The 16,428-nt window shown below is 63.7% G+C and carries 20 protein-coding genes and 1 riboswitch; of the genes, 8 read left to right on the top strand and 12 right to left on the bottom strand.

Annotated features, from left to right (window positions below; translation table 11 throughout):
- Positions 1-194 precede the first annotated feature (194 nt).
- Together IFS44_RS20920 and IFS44_RS20915 are read right to left on the bottom strand one after the other, a co-directional pair.
- Positions 195-512: a transcriptional regulator gene (locus IFS44_RS20920; RefSeq protein ID WP_192099964.1), complete on the bottom strand. Its 318-nt coding sequence runs from the start codon at positions 510-512 to the stop codon at positions 195-197.
- Complete coding sequence (locus IFS44_RS20915; RefSeq protein WP_192099962.1) at positions 502-954, bottom strand: hypothetical protein; 453 nt, start codon at positions 952-954, stop codon at positions 502-504. Before IFS44_RS20915 ends, IFS44_RS20920 begins: the two co-directional genes overlap by 11 nt.
- A 113-nt stretch (positions 955-1,067) precedes the next feature.
- Here IFS44_RS20915 and IFS44_RS20910 point away from each other — a divergent pair, with 113 nt between their 5' ends.
- Positions 1,068-1,829 carry a CPBP family intramembrane glutamic endopeptidase gene (locus IFS44_RS20910; protein WP_197977995.1) on the top strand — a complete coding sequence of 254 codons (762 nt, stop codon included), beginning with the start codon at positions 1,068-1,070 and terminating at the stop codon, positions 1,827-1,829.
- A 489-nt stretch (positions 1,830-2,318) separates the two neighbouring features.
- Here the strand turns inward: IFS44_RS20910 and IFS44_RS20905 are convergent, their stop codons facing one another.
- From IFS44_RS20905 to IFS44_RS20890, 4 genes are all read right to left on the bottom strand, one after another.
- Positions 2,319-2,801, bottom strand: coding sequence for a c-type cytochrome (locus IFS44_RS20905; RefSeq protein WP_055817270.1), 483 nt, complete (start codon positions 2,799-2,801; stop codon positions 2,319-2,321).
- 12 nt (positions 2,802-2,813) lie between these two features.
- Positions 2,814-4,049, bottom strand: a complete 1,236-nt coding sequence (locus IFS44_RS20900; protein WP_056637869.1) for a molybdopterin-dependent oxidoreductase — start codon at positions 4,047-4,049, stop codon at positions 2,814-2,816.
- Between the two features lie 89 nt (positions 4,050-4,138).
- On the bottom strand, positions 4,139-5,290 hold the full coding sequence (locus tag IFS44_RS20895) for a TDT family transporter (RefSeq protein ID WP_056626653.1): 1,152 nt from the start codon (positions 5,288-5,290) through the stop codon (positions 4,139-4,141).
- The gene (locus IFS44_RS20890; RefSeq protein WP_056626652.1) at positions 5,287-6,159 is read right to left on the bottom strand and encodes a LysR family transcriptional regulator; all 873 of its coding nucleotides are present in this window, start codon (positions 6,157-6,159) and stop codon (positions 5,287-5,289) included. The genes IFS44_RS20895 and IFS44_RS20890 overlap by 4 nt, the downstream gene beginning before the upstream one ends.
- A 155-nt stretch (positions 6,160-6,314) precedes the next feature.
- Between IFS44_RS20890 and IFS44_RS20885 the strand changes: the two genes are divergently transcribed.
- On the top strand, positions 6,315-7,373 hold the full coding sequence (locus IFS44_RS20885; RefSeq protein ID WP_244650493.1) for a sulfite oxidase: 1,059 nt from the start codon (positions 6,315-6,317) through the stop codon (positions 7,371-7,373).
- Entirely contained in the window at positions 7,370-7,882 is a 513-nt protein-coding gene (locus IFS44_RS20880; RefSeq protein WP_192099960.1) for an MgtC/SapB family protein, read from the top strand. The genes IFS44_RS20885 and IFS44_RS20880 overlap by 4 nt, the downstream gene beginning before the upstream one ends.
- Before the next feature lie 51 nt (positions 7,883-7,933).
- On the opposite strand, the gene IFS44_RS20875 is transcribed toward IFS44_RS20880, so the two are convergent.
- From IFS44_RS20875 to IFS44_RS20860, 4 genes are read right to left on the bottom strand one after another with little or no spacing between them, the layout of a single operon-like run.
- Positions 7,934-8,704 carry an anti-sigma factor family protein gene (locus IFS44_RS20875; RefSeq protein ID WP_055817290.1) on the bottom strand — a complete coding sequence of 257 codons (771 nt, stop codon included), beginning with the start codon at positions 8,702-8,704 and terminating at the stop codon, positions 7,934-7,936.
- Positions 8,701-9,210, bottom strand: coding sequence for an RNA polymerase sigma factor (locus IFS44_RS20870; RefSeq protein ID WP_055817293.1), 510 nt, complete (start codon positions 9,208-9,210; stop codon positions 8,701-8,703). Before IFS44_RS20870 ends, IFS44_RS20875 begins: the two co-directional genes overlap by 4 nt.
- A 1-nt stretch (position 9,211) precedes the next feature.
- Positions 9,212-10,651: a YncE family protein gene (locus tag IFS44_RS20865; RefSeq protein ID WP_055817296.1), complete on the bottom strand. Its 1,440-nt coding sequence runs from the start codon at positions 10,649-10,651 to the stop codon at positions 9,212-9,214.
- Position 10,652: 1 nt separating this feature from the next.
- On the bottom strand, positions 10,653-11,018 hold the full coding sequence (locus IFS44_RS20860; protein ID WP_235528336.1) for a DUF305 domain-containing protein: 366 nt from the start codon (positions 11,016-11,018) through the stop codon (positions 10,653-10,655).
- Between the two features lie 163 nt (positions 11,019-11,181).
- Positions 11,182-11,258, top strand: a riboswitch (Fluoride riboswitch).
- 23 nt (positions 11,259-11,281) lie between these two features.
- Here IFS44_RS20860 and IFS44_RS20850 point away from each other — a divergent pair.
- The 3 genes from IFS44_RS20850 (at position 11,282) to IFS44_RS20840 (ending at position 13,760) form a co-directional block, all read left to right on the top strand.
- Positions 11,282-12,637, top strand: coding sequence for a voltage-gated chloride channel family protein (locus tag IFS44_RS20850; RefSeq protein ID WP_055817299.1), 1,356 nt, complete (start codon positions 11,282-11,284; stop codon positions 12,635-12,637).
- A 124-nt stretch (positions 12,638-12,761) separates the two neighbouring features.
- Positions 12,762-13,034, top strand: coding sequence for a DUF190 domain-containing protein (locus IFS44_RS22505; protein WP_235513449.1), 273 nt, complete (start codon positions 12,762-12,764; stop codon positions 13,032-13,034).
- A gap of 216 nt (positions 13,035-13,250) precedes the next feature.
- Positions 13,251-13,760, top strand: coding sequence for a sulfite exporter TauE/SafE family protein (locus tag IFS44_RS20840; RefSeq protein WP_197977994.1), 510 nt, complete (start codon positions 13,251-13,253; stop codon positions 13,758-13,760).
- Between the two features lie 384 nt (positions 13,761-14,144).
- Here the strand turns inward: IFS44_RS20840 and IFS44_RS20835 are convergent, their stop codons facing one another.
- Both IFS44_RS20835 and IFS44_RS20830 read right to left on the bottom strand, forming a co-directional pair.
- Positions 14,145-14,531 (bottom strand): type II toxin-antitoxin system VapC family toxin, encoded by a 387-nt coding sequence (locus tag IFS44_RS20835; RefSeq protein ID WP_192099958.1) that lies wholly within the window; start codon positions 14,529-14,531, stop codon positions 14,145-14,147.
- Positions 14,528-14,773, bottom strand: coding sequence for an AbrB/MazE/SpoVT family DNA-binding domain-containing protein (locus tag IFS44_RS20830; protein WP_055818096.1), 246 nt, complete (start codon positions 14,771-14,773; stop codon positions 14,528-14,530). Before IFS44_RS20830 ends, IFS44_RS20835 begins: the two co-directional genes overlap by 4 nt.
- A gap of 270 nt (positions 14,774-15,043) precedes the next feature.
- Between IFS44_RS20830 and IFS44_RS20825 the strand changes: the two genes are divergently transcribed.
- Together IFS44_RS20825 and IFS44_RS20820 are read left to right on the top strand one after the other, a co-directional pair.
- Positions 15,044-15,676, top strand: coding sequence for a recombinase family protein (locus IFS44_RS20825; protein ID WP_192099956.1), 633 nt, complete (start codon positions 15,044-15,046; stop codon positions 15,674-15,676).
- 417 nt (positions 15,677-16,093) lie between these two features.
- Positions 16,094-16,288, top strand: coding sequence for a hypothetical protein (locus tag IFS44_RS20820; RefSeq protein ID WP_192099954.1), 195 nt, complete (start codon positions 16,094-16,096; stop codon positions 16,286-16,288).
- The last annotated feature ends 140 nt before the right edge of the window (positions 16,289-16,428 follow it).

The following is a 16,428-nucleotide window of genomic DNA, read 5'->3' as shown; positions in this document are numbered from 1 at the left end:
ACCCGCCTGAGGCGCCGCGCGCGTCTAGCTCTGTTTCAAACTACGGGCCTGCCCGCGGGCCGATCCCAGCTTTTTCAACACAATCGGGCGGAAGCGGAATGTCTGGAATTCGTGGAACGCGGAAACGAGACTTTCTCGTGTAAGCCTGTCGATCAAGCCGTTCCTACACCGTCTGCGCAACCCGGTCTCATACGTTACGCTTGCTGACACGCAGTCGAAGGCACCCGTCCTGACGCAAGTGCCTGCAACGCCGCGACATGCCCCTTGAAGGCCTTTCGCCCCGCCGCGGTGCCGACGATCCAAGTCCTTTGCCGGGTGTTGACCGTAGCCTTCCGCAACTCGATGTATCCACCATCGCTTAATTGCGCGAGGTGCTTGGACAGCACCGAATCACTGACCCCCAGGATGTTGCGCGCAGTCCCGAATTCCATCTCGCTCACGTCGGTCAGCAACGCCATGAGTTGTAGCCGCGCCGGAGGGTGGATTAGCGAATCCAGCCGTTCAGCGCCCATGCCGCGCTCCATCCAACTCTTGCCGGTACATCCGCTCCCACACGATGCTCATTATCGTAGCGAACACCGCCATGCCGCCTCCAATCGCGACCGGCGCCCAAGTAATGCCATAGCGCTGCTTTAGGACGATCGCGCCCACCAGCGCAGCCAACCCGACCAGCAGCATCGCGAACGTCACCCACCACGTGCGCCCGGACCGATACCCGCTGACGAAGAATCCGTCCCGTCGCCGATCGCGGGCGACGACCATCGCCGTGGCGGCCATGCATGCGCCAGCCAAGACCATCGGCCATGGACCCGGCAGCGCATAGCCAGCGATCAGCCCGCCCAACAGCAGTCCAACCGCCGCATGGCGCGCTAAGGACCATTTCGCCCGCGCGGCCAATGCCCCGCGCGTCGTCCGCATCAGTTCCAGCGACTGCGCCGCCTCCATCTCGTTCATGCACCATTCTCCCGCGAACTGTCGCTCACTTTCCATACCAGCAACTTACGACTTGACTGAACGGAAAGCAATGATCACTTTCCAACAAGGAAACTGACAGGGAAGAAACGAATATGGTGCTCTCATCAGCTTGGATCGCGGTCATGCTCGTCGGGGGAACGTGGTGGGTGCGGCGGGATATTACCGCGTATGCACGGTTCCAGACGCAATCCGACACGACGGAGCGGCAGAACCTCTACCGCCGATGGCTGGTCGAAAGCTTCCTGGTTTTCGTGGGTGCAAGCGTCGTCAGCCTTTGGCTAGCGCACGCGCTGTGGCCCTTCGAAGGATTTCCTTCGGCCTTCACACCGGCGAACCGGTTGCTACAGTCCGATGAAGAGGTCTCGAGCGATCGATCGCTGCAGATTGGGATCGGCCTCTTCGTCGGGATCGGGCTATCTCTCGCGATCCAGTGGTGGAGGCTTAAGAAAAGCCTCTTGCCGCGAGCGGGCCCGGACCAAGCGCTGATCCCCCGCAACCGTCGCGAAGCCATTCTCGCGCTGTTGCTGAGCCTTAATGCCGGTTTCAGTGAAGAGCTGTTCTTCCGGCTGGCGCTTCCGCTGCTGCTCCTACAGGTCACGGGCTCGCTTGCGGTCTCGCTGGTGGTGTCAGCGTTGGGCTTCGGCCTGGCGCACGCGCACTATGGCTTAAAGGGGATGCTCGCCACCACGGCTGCGGGCGCGCTGTTGACGGTTTACTACCTTCATCATGGATCGTTGATGCGGGTCATGATCGCCCACGCGATCATTGATATAATCGCCTTCTTCATCCGCCCTGCGATCGGGGACTGGATGATCTCGCGTAAAGCGCCGATGTGGGCCGTCGCGGCCTCGTAAGGAGACGGTCACCTGAACTGTACGAGCAGGGCAGATTGTGCGCGCCCCTTGCAAGGTCAGGTTGCATGAACAAATGACTGGTATTGGACTTTGCTGCCGCGCGCTTGATTGTCCGCAACTGGGCGCTTCCGGTCCGTCCGCTTTCCAGACGAATACCGCCCTCCCCGTCCCCCTTCCTGCCGCCTCGCCTCTATATACTTAATTTCCCGCCGGTGCGTTTCAGGTATACCCTCTGCGTTCCTACTCTGGCCGGTCCGATTTCCGCCAAAAAGGGACATTAAGAATTTAGCTCGGATTGGCCCTTTGGTCCGCCTGGAGTCCTAACCAAGGAGGACCAAACGGCACCCTACCAAACGGCACCGATGAAGCTTCATTGAGGGTTGAAGCTCTTCCTTCTGTCCGCTCGCAAGGCAGTGTCGGCGCGTTGCAGTTCACTGCTGGCGACCGTCCCACAAACGATGGTATTTCGGGATTATGGAAGGAGATCGGTTAGCCTGTTCCACCTGAGGCATCGGGAGCCGCCTTGGGGTCGGGATCCTGTGCCTTGCCTGTCGCGGGTGCCGCCTTGTGGCTCGGCATAGCGATGAGATAGGCGACGATCGCGTTGACGTCCTTCTCGGCCACCGGAGCCTTGTACACTTCGCGCATCTTGGTGACGGTCGCCTTCCACTGATCCGCCGATAGCGCAGGCTGGGTCAGCGCCATGCTAGCCGAGTGGCACGAAGTGCAGTTGGCGTTGATGACGTCGGCGTGCGGACCATCGGGGTAGGTAACGTCATCGACCGGCAGGTCGACGCTGGTCGAGGCGAGCGAAAAGCCGCGGGCTGAGACGCTGGTGGGCGGTGCCGGCTCGGATGTCTCGGAGATCGGGGCAGGCGCCTTGCGGCTGCTCGGCGCCCCGATCGAGACGAGGATAATACCGGTCAGGCCGATCAGGCCAGCGGCCATGATGCCGGTAGACGGGGTCTTCATGCTACTCGCTCCTCAGGCCGCGATGATGGTGGTGGTTTCGATGTTGCCGCGCATGAACCCGCCCGGGTTCCAGATCGGCTTCATCGGCTGGGCGACCCCATTGGTGTTCCAGCAGCGCACCATGATCGGGTTGGGACCGCGTCTCAGCGGCACGCGACCATCCCACCGACGGAAGCTGTACCTGCCCTCGTCCACTCCGAGCGTCGTCTTGTACCAAGTGCGCCCACCATCCGACGAGACATCGACCTTGGCGACGCCGCAATCGCCGCCCATCGCGATGCCGCCGACCGGGATCGACGCCTCATAGGCGATCGCCTGGCCATCGGGCAGGCTGGTCATCCAGCTGCGCGGGATCATGCGATTGATCGGCACGGTCGGGAAGTCCTTGGCACCGGGCGCGACATTCGCGCCGGGTGTCGCCGGTATCTTGTAGGCCTTGGCCATCCAATACTGGTCGTCAAGGCCGGGCAGTACCTCGATCGCGTTCAGCATCTTGACCCAGTAGGTCGAATACCAGCCCGGGACGATCAGCCGGCAGGGAAAGCCGTTGAGGAGCGGCAGCTGCTCGCCGTTCATGCCGAAGGCGATCATCACTTCGCCGTCGCGGGCATGGTCGATGTCGAGCGCCTTCTCGAAGTCAGGGGCGTCCGCCACAACCGGCTGATCGAGCGCGCCAAAGCGCACCTGTACCGCGCCTGCCTTGACCCCCGCGAGGTCCAGCACGTCGCGCAGGCGCACGCCGAGCCATTTGGCATTGCCCATCGCGCCGTTGCCCCATTGCGCGCCGGCGACCCGGGGCTGGAACAGCCCACGGCTGTTGCCCGAACACTGGTTGACCGCCGCCATCTCGACCCGCGGCAGGCGCAGCAGTTGGGCGAGGCTAATCGACAGCGGTCGGTTGACGTGGCCGAAGACGTTGAGGCGGAAGCTCTCGACGTCGATCGAGGTTGGAATGTCGGCCCAGTGCCAGCGAACGAAGAACTGGTCGTTGGGCGTGAACACCGACTTGTCGAACACGTCCATCGGCGTCTCCAACAGCGGAGGATGGATGCGTTGGAGGATCATGCTGCCCTTGCCAGGAAAGGCGCTGGTCATCGGCCGCTCGGCATTGCCGCCAGGCAGCTTCAGGTCGACGAGCTGCTGCGCCAGCGCAGGTGCTGCGGCAAGGCCGGCGGTGCCGAGCGCCGTACGCCTGAGAAAGCGGCGACGGCTGGTTTCACTCGCCAGCGCGGCGTCAAAATTGTCCATGACAAGGCTCTCCTGTGGCCAGCCACGCTGGCGGTTCGAAGCGGCGTTCTGCAAGTGATCGGACCGATTGATCCGATCATCAGGGTGGATCAGTTCGGGGTAGCGATGCAGGGCGAGACGAACAGGTTGCCGCGCCATGCTCCGGCGAGTGTCTTGGCACCGACCAGCAGCCACATCGCCGCGAGCGCGACCGTCAGCACTGTGCCGACAATACCGAAGAAGCCTAGGTTCAGCGTCGTACCGAGGCGGAAGGTGGCGACGGTGTAGACGCCGAGCGGGAAGGTATAGCCCCACCAGCCAAGGTTGAATGGGACGCCGGCGCGCCAGTAGCGGATGGTGATGAGCGTCGCGAGCGCCAGCCACCACAGGCCGAAACCCCACAGACAGAGCCCGGCGACGACGCCGATCCCTTGCGCGACGGTACCGACACCGACCAGCCCATGCGCCGCGAGGATCGCCGGCGCATCCGCCCCAAGCACCAGCATACCCAGCGCCCCGGTGCCGATCGGCCCCAGCGCAAGCCAAGAGGATGCCGCCATGCTCTCGTGCGGGAGCTTGTGGAGCGCCATGCGCAGGATCAGGATAGCGAGGATGCCAAACGCGACCGGCACCGAATAGGCCCACAGCACGTAGGAAGTGGCGAGCGTCACGATCTGCGCGTGAGGATCGGTCAGATGCGGCGCGAGCAGCCCGCCGCTGGCACCCGCCACTTCCGCTGCGACGACCGGCAGCAGCCATACCGCAGTCATGCCGTCCAGGCTGTGCTCGTGGCGGGTAAACATCAGGTAGGGGATCAACACGCCGCAGGCGAGCGACATGGCGACGTCGATCCACCACAGGACGTGTGCGACCGGCACGATGCCGTTACCGAACCGCGCGATCCCGAAGGCGAGGCATCCGTTGATGATCGTCGCCAAGCCCATCGGAATGGTCCCGATGAACATTGACACGGTGTTGTGGCCGAAGATGCGCCGTGCCTCATGCCCGAACATCGCCCAGCGCGCGCCATAGAGACCGGCGAACAGGATGAAGAGCGCGATGTTGAAGAACCACAACACCTCGCCAATCGGTTTGAGCGCGGGGCCGATATTGGGCACCTGCGGCAGCGCGAGAGCGAGGATGCCGGTGCCCATCGTCGCGGCGAACCAGTTGGGTGTGAACTGGCGGATCATCTCGCGCGGGTGATCGAGCCTGCTTAGCGGCTTGAGGCCGGTCAGGGCCGAAGGTGCGTCGGCAGTCATGCGACCTGCTCCTTGATGAGGTCCGTCAGCGCGTCGGCCGCGCGGGTGCGATAGCGTTCCTTGTGGCGCAGCGCGTGGAAGGCGCGATCGGGTAACCCAAGCGGCAACTCGACCAGATCGCCGGCCTTGAGCGCGCGTGCGACGACCAATCGCGACAACACAGCGACGCCGGCACCGGCCTCGACCGCGGTACGCACCGCCTCGTTGGACGGCAGCGTCATCGCTACTGTCAGCTGGGCCGGATCAAACCCGCGCGTTCGCAGCACGTCCTCGAAGGTCGAGCGCGTGCCCGAACCCTGCTCGCGGACGATCCAGCGTGCAGCGCGAAGCCAGTCCTCGTCGACGCGCCCGGCGTCCTCATGGCCGACCAGCACCATCGGGTCACGCCCGACATTCCAGAGGGCGAGCGCCGGTTCGTCCACCTCGCCCTCGACGAAACCGAGCTCCGCCGCGCCGCTCAGGATCTGCGCTGCTGCACCTTCGGTGTTGTCGATCGCCAGTTCGACCGCGATCTGCGGGTGGCGTTCGTAGAAGGAGGCGAGCTTTGCCGGCAACCAGTAGCTCGCGATCGTCTGGCTTGCGACGATCCGCAACGAACCACGGGCAAGCCCGGCATAGTCCGCCAGCATCGTCTCGGCATGCGCTGCCCGCCCCAGCACTGCGCGCGCTTCCTCCAGAAAGCCGCGGCCTGCTTCGGTCAGCTGGATGCCACGCCCGACACGGTGAAACAGAGGAACCCCGTAGCGCGCTTCGAGGGCCGCGACCGCGCCGGAGGCAGCGGACTGCGTGACGTTCAGCACCTCCGCTGCCTTGGTGACGTGTTCGCGCTCGGCGACACCGACGAATATTCTGAGTTGCTCCAGGGTCATGCAGCTTATATCGCGCAATCTTATCGATACGACCAACCGTTTGATCCGTTTATTTCAATCTGGATATCGGAACGATCGGTAATCCTTCGTCTGCGATAGTCTTGAAGATTTGAAGCGATCCGCGCGCTTGCGGCGTTGGTTCGTCCATGACTGATATGATCGAGCGCAAATCCGAGCCCTACAACGCCGAGCCGACGCCCGGCGCGCTGATCGAGCGGTTCCTGACGCCGCAGGCGCTGTTCTACGTGCGCAGCCATGGTGCGGTGCCTGATCTGCCTGCCGATCACCGGATCGAGGTCAGCGGGATGAGCATGGAAAGACGCTCCTTCTCGGTGGAGGAGTTGAAGAGCGCGTTGGCCACGCGGACGGTGACGGCAGTTCTCCAGTGCGCCGGCAACCGGCGCACGGATCTTCAGCAGTTCGCAAAAACGTCCGGCGACCCGTGGGACGTGGGCGCGATCGGCAATGCGGAGTGGACCGGCGTACGACTGTCCGACGTACTGGATGCCGTCGGTGCGCCGGATGCGTCCGACCTGTTCGTGGCGTTCACCGGAGCGGACGAGGTGGACGTCGAAGGCGAGGAAGCATTGTTCGGGGTCTCGATCGCCATGGACAAGGCGCGGCAACCCGACGTCCTCATTGCCTGGGCGATGAACGGCGAGCCGCTGACGCCCGAACACGGCGCACCGATCCGCATGGTGGTGCCGGGCTATGCCGGGGTGCGGAGCGCCAAATGGCTGACACGGATCGAGGTGCGCGAGACGCCATCCGACGCACCGATCCAGGCGCACGACTACAAGCTCTTTCCTGCCGATGTGACGAGCGACACCGTCGACTGGAGCCAGGGTCTGACCATCAATGCCATGCCGCTCAACGCCGCGATCTGCGTGCCCGGCTCTGGCGAAAGCTTGCCGGCCGGGGAGGTGCGGATCGAGGGCTATGCCATCGCCTATGATCGCCGCGTCTCTCGGGTCGAAGTGTCGGTAAACGGTGGTCGCGACTGGCAACAGGCGACGTTCACCGATGATCCGGAGGCGCACTGGGGTTGGCGGCGCTGGACCCTCGACGCCACGCTCGACAAGGGGCGCCAGCACCTTGTCGTGCGCGCCTTCGACGACACTGGACAGGGTCAGCCCGAGCGGCCGGATACGATGTGGAACTTCGCTGGCTATCTGTGCACCGCCTGGCATCATGTGCACGTGCTGGTCGAATGATCGAAGCGTCAGCGGCACCGGATCTCGGCTTTTGGATCGATGCGATCGGGCGGCTGGTGGTGGCGACCGCGGCTGGGATGGTGCTCGGCTGGGAACGCTCGCGCGAGAACCGGCAGATCATGGGCTTGCGGACGCTGGGCCTCGTCGGTCTGGCGAGCTGCATCGCCGTGCAGGCGATCGTACACAGTGGCTTGCCGAATGTGAACGCCGATGCCGCAGGACGGGCGATGCAGGGCATTCTGTCCGGCGTCGGCTTCATCGGTGCCGGCGCTGTGCTGCGGGTCGGCCAGGGTCAGGAAGTGCATGGATTGGCGACTGCCGCATGCATCTGGGTAACAGCCACGATCGGCGCGGCAGCAGGGTTGGAGGTGTGGCCGCTCATCATCGGCGGGTTGAGCCTTGCGATGCTCGTACTGTTCGTCGGCGCTCCACTCGAACGTCGCATTCGCGAACGGGCCAGGCTGACTCCGGCAGAGGCCGACCGGAACGATGCCGCGCGCAAGCCGTGATCCCGCTGGTCCGCCCAGTGCCTGTCGGCGCTGAGAACTGGCCAGGTGCTATCAGGACACAAGCGCCGCATCGGCCTGGCGCTGGACCTCGTTGGCGATCGGATGCAGCTCGGCAGCGGGGCGCTCCCCCACCACACTATAGCCGATCCCGTCGACCGCCCATGTGACCCGGCCCATGGTCCCGCTGGACGTGCTGGTCATGCTTGCGCTCTTGTCGATTTGCATGGGCCTCGTCAGCACCGCAAGCTTCGACGCTTGCGGTCCATCATAGAGGAGCAGCGCTGCAGGGCCGTGGGGCGTCGCGACCAATCGCCCCCCGCCATAGCGGTAACCCGCTGTGCTGAGGTCCGGGATGGTCACGCGCTCACCCAATCGGCTGGAGGTCCATCGGATCAGCATGGCGCGCTGGTCGGGGCCGATTTCCGCCGGTCGAATCCGGTCGGCGGCATAGACACGGAAATTGTCGCTCGCCTCATTGGCCAGCGCCGCGATGCCCGCGTGGGGTTCGCCGCTCCACCGCGCGCTCGACCAACCACCGCCAAATCCGACCGCCAGCAGAAGCGACGCGGCGATGGCGAGTTGCCAAGGCGGTTGGCGTTGCCGTCCCCTGATGGCTGCGACGCGCATCGTCGCCGGGATCGGTTCCTCCGCGATGGGAGCGAACAGGGACGCAAGGGCTCGCGCCTGCTCCGCCTGCTCCCGCAAACGGGCATGCACGTCCGGCTGGCCTTCAAGGTAAGCGTCGACCAGACGCTGCCGCTCGGGCGACAGCCTTCCATCGATCCACGCGGCCAGATCGTCCTCTCCGATCGGGCTGGTCATCGAATACTCCTTAATCGTGGCCGTTCACCCTCGCGGAGGAGCGTCGCCAGACGGTCGCGCGCCCGCGATATGCGCGACATCACCGTTCCCAGCGGCACGCCGACGACGGCAGCGACTTCCCCATATGACAGACCTTCGACGGAAATGAGGAGCAGCACCGTCCGCTGCTCCTCGGGCAACGCATCAAGTGCGCGCAACAGGTCTCGGTGGTGCAGGCCTACGTCCTGATCGGCCGGGCGGCCGAGCGCAGCGTCGTCGACGAGGTGGAGCGGAACCGCCGTACCTCGCCGACTGTGCTGCCGCTGATGGTCGACCAACAGATTGTGCAGGATCGCGTAGACCCATGGGCGGACCTCCGCACCCCGTCGCTGGCGCCAGCGCCCGACCGCGCGCTCAAGGCAATCCTGCACCACGTCATCCGCCATCGCCGGATCGCGCAACCACGACCGGGCATAGCGGCGCAGACCGGGGATCAGTGGCTCGATCGCGGCGGCAAGCGGGTCCATCTCAGTCGCGCTGCACCTGCACGATGCGGCCCGGAGCGCCGTTCACCACCTCGGCGACCGCCAGAAAACGCCGGGGTGCCGCGGTGCTGCCTTGAACGATCTGCCGGATCGGACCCGACGCGTTGACGATCGCCGCACCTGCCGGATTGCTCATGAAGTTCGCAAGCGGCTCTACCGCACCGCTGCCGTCCGCGTTGGCGGTGAGCACGAGCATGTAAGGCTTCTTGGGCTGCAAACCGGTAACGGCACTCTGCACGACCTGAATGATGCCCTGGTCGAAGAGGGTAATGCTGCTTGCAGCACCATTGCCGCGAACCGGCCCCATGTTCAGATGCACCGCCTTGCCTGCCGTACCGAGCGGTTGAAGATTGTCGGTGCCGAGGCCTGTCGGAATAGCGTTCGGCACATAGGCGATCGCCTGCGGTGCCTGTCCGACCGGCACGGTGGCAACGACCTTGTTGCCGGCGGTGTCGATCGCGGCAAGTTCATCAGCATTCTCCAGCCCGACATAGATGCGCCGGCCGTCGCCCGATGGCCAGACACCGTGCGGCATCTTGCCGACCGGGATGGTGGCGACAAGCGCGAAGTCGGACGTGCGGAACACCTTCACCGCGTTTTCCCCGCCTACCGTGACATAGGCGAACTGTCCCCTGACCGTGCGGGCGAAGTTGACGTGATTGGTGATCGGTCCGGTATCCAGCACCTTGAGGATCGCGAAAGGCGGCTTGGCATCGAATGCGACCGTCTTGCCGATGTCCTTCAGCGTGAACCACACCTGCTTGCCGTCCGGCGTCGCGGCGATGTTGGGACAGAACGGACTCGGCTGCGCCACCTGTCCGACCTGCGCGTGGGTCGAGACATCGAACACGGCCAGCACCGGATTGAACGAGGAACAGACATAGCCGTATCGGCCATCGGGAGAGAAGATCGTCATGCCCGGACCACCGGGCGTCTTGATGCGACCGGTCTCCTTGTACGTCTTGGGGTCGAGCACGGCGATGTAATCCTCGCCGCGTACCGTAACCCACACCTCCTTGCCGTCCGGCGTGAAGAACGCCTCATGCGGGCTGCGCCCGACATAGGTCGTGTGCTTGACGGTGTTGGTGGCGGTGTCGATCCACGACACGGCGTTGGATCCGATCGACACGACCGCCAGTGTTTTCCCGTCCGGCGAGAAGCCGAGGCCGTGAACCAGCACCTGCCCCTTGTAGAGCGGGGAAAAATTCATCGGCTGCGGATCGCCGAGCTTGATGACGCCGAGCAACCTGTTGTCGGCCGGGTCCGTCACCGACACCGTGTTGGAGAATTGTTCGGATGCATAGACGCGGTCGCGGTGGCTGACAGGCACGTCCTTGGCGTTCCACGGCGCCTGCTGGGCCATGGCAATGCCCGGTGCGGCGCTCATCAGCAAGGCGGCCGAGCGCAGGAAGGTCCGGATCATGTCAGTGCTCCATATGGCTGTGGTAGTCGCCGCCCTGCGTCGGGGCTGGCGTCGAAGGGGGTAGCGGCTGACCAATCGCCAACTTCATGGCGGCGATCTCCTGCTGCTGATCGATGATGATCTCCTGCGCAATGCGCTTGAGCTGCTCGTTATGACCGTAGCGCAGCTCTGCCACCGCCATATCAATGGCGCCCTGGTGATGCGGAAGCATCATTGCGACGAAGTCGCGGTCGACGTCGCCGGACGGCTTGACCATCATGCCCGCCATCATCCGGTCCATCGCGGCAGATACCATGCTGGCGTAGCCATCGGCGGGGGCGGCCGCGACTGCGCCGGTGAGCATGGCCGAAGCAGTCAGACCCAGCATCCAATTTCGTCTACGCATAAGCCTCCGGCGCATCAGTCTCGAAAGCGTAGACGACGCCCGTCGAGATTTATTCCATGGTTGAGCCAATTATTGATCCTCAGCAAAACAATGGTCTCATCGTGACCCTGCCGATGGTTGACCAGGTCGCCGTCGGACAGCATATGCTCGGCACGGCGATGGATTTCCGCCGGGCCATTCGGCCGAACCGCCCTCGCAAGGGTCGATGATTCCTACCAGGCGCCGCAAGGCAGCAAGGAGGAATCGTGCGCGCGACATTTCGCAATCTCTACGACCAGTTCAACATGGCAGCGTTCATTCGCGATCGCCGCACCCATGCCATGTCGGTGCTGCGATGGGCCTTGATCCTGGTCCCGATGGCCGCAATGGTGGGAACGCTCTGCGCGGCTTTCTTGTGGAGCCTCGATGCCGTGACCCGGCTTCGCTTTGCCTTTCCCTGGCTGCTCTACCTGCTGCCGATCGGCGGGTTCGTGGTCGGACTGCTTTACCATCTGACCGGCCGCTCGGTGGAGGGCGGCAACAACCTTATTGTCGAGCAGATCCACGAACCGGGCGGGGGGGTGCCACTGCGGATGGCACCGCTGATCTTCTTCGGCACGGTGGTGACCCATCTGTTTGGCGGTTCGGCCGGGCGCGAAGGCACCGCCGTCCAGTTGGGCGGCAGTCTCGCCAGCGGTTTCGGTCGCGCGCTCAAGCTCGATGCTGACGGCACCCGCATCCTGCTGATGGGGGGCATTGCGGCCGGGTTCGGCGCGGTGTTCGGCACGCCCATCGCAGGGGCGGTGTTCGCACTGGAGGTGTTGGCGATCGGGCGTGTCGAATATCGCGCGCTGGTGCCGTGCCTGGTCGCGGCACTGGTCGGCGACTGGACGTGCCTTGCCTGGGGCATCCATCACGGCGTCTACCGGATCGATGCGCTGGTGCCGGTCGATGCGCTGCTCGTCACCAAGGCGGGCGTCGCCGGGGTTGCGTTCGGGCTGGTCGGTCTCGCCTTCGCCGAAGCCAATCACACGCTCGGCGGGTGGCTCAAGCGCATCGTCTCCTATGGCCCGTTACGCCCCGCCATTGGCGGCATCGCGGTCATCGCGCTCGTCTACCTGTTCGGAACGCGCGACTATCTCGGACTCGGCACGTTGGCAGCGACGCCCGACAGCCTCACCATCGCCAGCTTCTTCGGACCGGACACGCATCCGTGGAGCTGGGCGATCAAGCTGCTGTTCACCGTCGTCACGCTCAGCGCCGGCTTCAAGGGTGGCGAGGTGACACCGCTGTTCTTCATCGGCGCGGCGCTCGGCAACGCACTCGCCCCCATGTTCGGCGTGCCCACCAGCGTATTCGCCGCGCTCGGCTTCGTCGCGCTGTTCGCGGGCGCGGCCAACACCCCGCTCGCCTGCACCTTCATGGGCATCGAACTGTTCGGCGCTGCCTATGCGGTGCCGATCGCGGTGGCCTGCTTCGTCGCCTACCTCTGCTCCGGTCATAACGGCATCTACCTGTCGCAGCGCGTCGCGGTGCCGAAGGTGCCGGCGACCGGCCTCACCCCGAACGCGACGCTTCGCGAGGCGCGGGCACACCGCGCCTCGCGAAGCCCACGCTCCTGATCCCCCCACCAATCGAGGGTTTGTCCATGCCCAATCGTTTCACCGTCCAGCATCGCGAAATCGGCATGCTGCGTATCTACATGAAACCGTCCGACCGAATTGGTGAGCGCAGCCTGCGTACGCTGTGGGCTGCCAAGCCGCTCTATCGCGAGCTAATCCAGACGGCATCATCAATGCCGTCGCGCAACACACGCACTATGGGTTCAGCAACCACGGCCAGATCCGCGAGAACGGATCGGAGGCGGCCGATCCCCATCTGACGATCTGCGTCGAACTCGTCGGCGAACGCGACCAGCTCGACCGGTTCTGCCGGCGACATGGCGACCTGCTCGGCGACAAGGTGATCGTCTACAAGCAGCTGGAACACTGGTCGGTCATGCCGCGGTTCGACCGATGACACCAATGATCGAATATGGGCTGCTGATCGTCGGTGCATTTGCGGCTGCTGCAATCTCGGGTTCGGCCGGGTTTGGCGGGGCACTGCTGTTGCTGCCGCTGCTGATTTAAGTCGTCGGCGTGACCGAAGCGGTGACGCTGCTGACGATCGTCCAGATCATCGGCAACGGTGCGCCGGCCGGGATGGGCTGGGCTGGCGCCAATCCGTTGGCGGCCCGTGTTGCTGTTCCTCTCCGCTGCCATACCGTTCTCGATGCTGGGCGCATTGTCGTTCGCGTCGCTACCGACGGCGCTCGTTGCGCGGATCGTGGGCGTGGCGATCCTGCTGTTCGTCATCCTGAAGGCCACGGGCATGATCGCGTTTAAACCCTCGCGCCGCGTGCTGGTGATCGGGGGCGGTGTGACCGGCCTGTTGTCCGGGCTAGTCGGGAGCGCCGGGCCGCTCGGCGCAGCGGTGTTCCTGAGCCTCGGTTTGCCACCGCTTGCCTATGTCGCGAGTGACGCGGTCGCCTCGATCGTGATGCACAGTGCCAAGACAATTGTTTACGGCGCGACGATCGACCTTGGACCAACCTTCTGGCCGCTGGCGATCGCGATGGGGCTGGCGATGATCGTTGGCACCTGGGCGGGGTGCTTGCTCATCAAGCGTCTGCCCGTTGAGCGCTTCCGCCAGCTCGTCATGGTCCTGCTCGCGCTGATCGCGACCGAGATGATCGTCATGGGTTAGTGGGAGGATTGTCGCGAATATCCTGAGTTTCGCTACACCAGCTCAAGCGTGGTCGGCTGACGGCGTAGCTGTCGCGAATGTCAGTCGCGGAATTACGCGACTTTCAACGCACATCTGCGACACGCTAACCTGTGCGTTAACGGTGTCGCTACGCAGGAGCCGGTGCCCGGCTCGTTCAGCTGAGCCGCAGCCAACCGCGCGGCCGGACGGCGGCTTTCAGGGAGCAGAAAAGTTGTCCTGAATGACTTACTATGGGTCGGAAGTCGCCCGGCAGCTTTCGCCGAAACGCCGCCCAACAGCGGACAGGCGGTTTTCCACCAGGATGCAGACCTTCCGCTTCCAGAGGATCGACAGGTGGTTGCCCCCTGCCCTTCCCGCCAAGTTCTAGCGGATCGTCACGATCTTGACCTCGACTGCATCCGCGATCTTCTTCCAGTTCTGGTCGCTGGTCCAAGCGGGCAATCCATCCCGTCGGGCTAGAGCCAGACAAAAGCGATCTCCAAGGCTAAGGCCCGCCTCGGCCGTCGCGGCGCGCAGCCGCCCGGCGATTTTCGCCAAGGCCTTGTCGGCCGGCACTACCGTCAGTGGCAGCGGATCAAGCATGGCATCAACTTCTCGCTCGGGCATTCCGGTATGAATGAAGTGGGTCACCACCTCAGCGTAGTTCACGCTGCTCACTCGCGCACCGGCGATACCGGCTGCAACCTTGGTAGATCCCTTTTCACCCTTGATCATTGCGATGAGAGCCGAGGCGTCGAGAACCACGCTCATTCGCCGCTATCTTCGCGACGCCGATTGAGGAATGCGTCAACAGAGGCGTCGGGATTACCGCCGGTATATTGCTCGGCCAGCGCCTGCGCCCTTGCCACCGCTTGGCTGGCGGTTCGCAGAACAACGCCATCTTCGGTTTCGTCGAGATATACCGCACCGCCACCCGTCAGGCCCAACCGCTTGCGAACGTCAGCGGGCAGGCTCATGCGCCCGTTTGGCGTTATGTTGATCTGTAGCGTCATGACGGCCTCTGTACCTCTGATCAGTATCGTCATCATCTTCTAGGGATATCCCGGCTTAGCAGCAACCGTCCCCACGGTATGCCAGCGAGCCTCGTTTGTACCACACCGTTTGGATTATGGCTCATCGACGTGAAGCTGCCCCACGTGCATAATCTCCGGTGCTTTTAACGTATGCCTTTCCAAGACCGGCTTGCGCCCGGTCCCTTTTAGACTCGAAAACAACGTAAAAAAGACTAGACGTACAGAGACTGCTTATAGCAGACTGGAACAATGTTTATCCGCGCCTATCTCCGCGCCTCCACCTCCGAGCAGGACGCATCCCGCGCTCGTGGCGCTCTTGATGTTTTTGCGGCCGAGCGCGGGCTTCGGATCGCGGCGCGTTATATGGAGAATGAGAGCGGGGCCAAGTTGGACCGTCCCGAGCTATTCCGCCTGTTGGCAGATAGTGAGCCGGGCGATGTGCTTTTGGTTGAGCAGGTAGACCGGCTATCTCGCCTCAGCTCCGCCGACTGGATCAGACTACGTGCGGAAATCGACGCAAAGCAGGTGCGGATTGTGGCGCTCGATCTTCCAACCTCATGGGGCTTGGCGACACCTGTTGATGACTTTTCTGCCCGCATGTTCGCGGCCGTCAACAGCATGATGTTGGACGTCCTAGCGGCAGTCGCGCGCAAGGACTACGAGGACCGGCGTCGCCGGCAGGCAGAAGGAACCGCTCGCGCCAAGGCGGCCGGCCTGTACAAGGGTCGTCCGGAGAACAAGGCTCGTAATGCCGCTATCGCGACCATGCTGCGCGATGGCCGGTCATGGCGTGAAATAATGGACGCGACTGGATGTAGCCGCACCCTCCTTGCCAAACTCACTCGCGATCTAAAGCTTGGAAAAAGCGGAGTGCCGGAATGACTGCTGTCGGACGGAAAGGCTGCCGTTCGGCTTTCGCCCACTTGCAGACATTCGAATGGATAAATACGCTGTCAGAACCTGAATGATGGAGCGTAGTAGAATGAGCCGCAAGCTGGTGGATTTGGGAAACGCAGCATTGATTGTATGCGGAGTTTTCACAGCGCTCACTTGGGGTGGCCGCATAGCCTACGTCGCGGGGGTGTGGTTCGGCTCACACTAACTGCCAGCGTCCGCTTTCCTTTCTATCCATGCAGCTCATTTACGCCCACTTGCAGACATCGAAGGCGCATGTGAAGTTAGCCTCGATGGAGAGCTTCTGTGACTGTATCGGCCATTTCTCGCGCAGCTAATCTCGGACGCTGGCGTCTAGCCCTCTGGGCTTGCCTCGGAGGCTTACTCCTACTTCCGGCCGTCGCCATGTTGTTCACCGACGAGGTGCGTTGGACAGGTGCGGATTTCAGCGCGGCTGCCGCCATTTTCGCCGTTGTCGGCTTTGCGATTGAGCTGATTGTTCGGGTCGTTGACCAGTCGGTCTTACGAATGTCTCTCGTTTGCGGCGTCATCTTAGCTGCGTTGGCGATCTGGGCCGATGGTGCAGTCGGCATCCTATAGCTTGTGGATCGGGACGGCGACTTTCCACCACGTCGCGACGTTCGCGATCGTCAAAGCGGCCCCTGAAAGCCGCCTTTCCGCTGTCGCCCGATTGTGTTGAAGAAGTCGGCCTCGGCGCCGGCTGGCACCGGCTTAAAATC

Source organism: Sphingomonas sp. CFBP 13706 (assembly GCF_014842355.1).
Lineage (GTDB): Bacteria > Pseudomonadota > Alphaproteobacteria > Sphingomonadales > Sphingomonadaceae > Sphingomonas > Sphingomonas aerolata.
Note: the sequence above shows the minus strand (reverse complement) of the source record. Positions and strands in the feature narration are given on the sequence as shown.